Below are 1,464 nucleotides of genomic sequence, written 5' to 3'. Positions count from 1 at the left end.
TGGGCGCGGCGATCGCTCTGACGACCGGCGCGATCCTGATCTGGCGCGGGAGCCGCGTCGATCCCGCCTGGTTTGCCACGCTCCTCGCAGCAGTGTCGACATACATGCTCATCACCGGGATCGTCTACAACGCGCTGCTGCGCAACATCCCGCTTCCCCAGGGATCCACAGTTCCGTGGTCGAACGAGATCCTGCACGTCTGGGCTCCCCTGTTCATCCTGCTGGACGTGTTCTTCGGCCCGCTCCGACGTCGCCTTCCCTGGCGTGCGCTCTGGACGATCATTGCCTTCCCGATCGTGTGGGTGATCTACACCCTCGTGCGCGGACCGCTCGTCACCGACTTCCGCACCGGCAACCCGTGGTGGTATCCCTACCCGTTCCTGAACCCCAACCTCCAGCCGTGGGGGTACGGCGGAGTCGCCCTCTACGTCGTCGGCATCGCGGCCGGCATCCTGGTGCTTGCAGCCGGGGTGATCTGGGTCGGTCGTCGTCGCGGCGCTGCCCGCGTGAAGGCGGCCGGAACCGCTCAGTAGACTGAGGTTCCATGTCGAAGGTCCTCCAGTCCCTGCCCATCGGCGAGCGCATCGGCATCGCCTTCTCGGGGGGCCTGGACACCTCCGTGGCTGTCGCCTGGATGCGCGACAAGGGCGCGGTGCCCTGCACCTACACGGGGGACCTGGGCCAGCCCGACGAAGACGACATCGCCGCCATTCCCGGCCGAGCGCTCACCTACGGCGCCGAGGTGTCGCGGCTCGTCGACTGCAAGACCGCGCTCGTCGAGGAGGGCTTCGTCGCTCTGTCCTGCGGCGCGTTCCACATCCGCTCGGGCGGCCGCACGTACTTCAACACGACGCCGCTGGGCCGCGCCGTCACCGGTACCCTGCTCGTTCGCGCAATGAAAGAGGACGGCGTCGACATCTGGGGCGACGGCTCGACCTACAAGGGCAACGACATCGAGCGGTTCTACCGCTACGGCCTGCTCGCCAACCCCGCGCTGCGCATCTACAAGCCGTGGCTGGATGCCGAGTTCGTCCGTGAGCTCGGGGGTCGCAAGGAGATGAGCGAGTGGCTCGTCGCGCACGGATTCCCGTACCGCGACTCCGCCGAGAAGGCGTACTCCACGGATGCCAACATCTGGGGCGCGACGCACGAGGCCAAGACGCTCGAGCACCTCGAGGTGTCGCTCGAGACCGTCGAGCCGATCATGGGCGTGCGCTTCTGGGACCCCGCGGTGGAGATCGCCACCGAGGATGTCACGGTGACTTTCGAGGGGGGCCGCCCGGTCGCGCTCAACGGCATCGAGTACTCCGACCCGGTGGAACTGGTCTTCGAGGCCAATCGCATCGGCGGCCGCCATGGCCTGGGCATGAGCGACCAGATCGAGAACCGCATCATCGAGGCCAAGTCGCGCGGGATCTACGAAGCTCCGGGAATGGCCCTGCTGTTCATCGCCTACGAGCGCCT

The 1,464-nt window shown here is 67.3% G+C and carries 2 protein-coding genes; both read left to right on the top strand.

Going from position 1 to position 1,464, the window contains the following annotated elements; genetic code table 11:
- The coding region (locus tag B3587_RS01190; protein ID WP_292725950.1) for a Pr6Pr family membrane protein at positions 1–533 on the top strand (533 nt) is incomplete at its 5' end.
- 11 nt (positions 534–544) lie between these two features.
- A partial coding sequence (argG, locus tag B3587_RS01185) for an argininosuccinate synthase (RefSeq protein ID WP_292725948.1) occupies positions 545–1,464 on the top strand: 920 nt, incomplete at its 3' end.

Source organism: Microbacterium sp. UBA837, from assembly GCF_002296025.1.
In the GTDB taxonomy this organism is placed as follows: Bacteria; Actinomycetota; Actinomycetes; order Actinomycetales; family Microbacteriaceae; genus Microbacterium.
The sequence above is the reverse complement of the archived record's forward strand: the minus strand, read 5'-3'. Positions and strand labels throughout refer to the sequence as shown.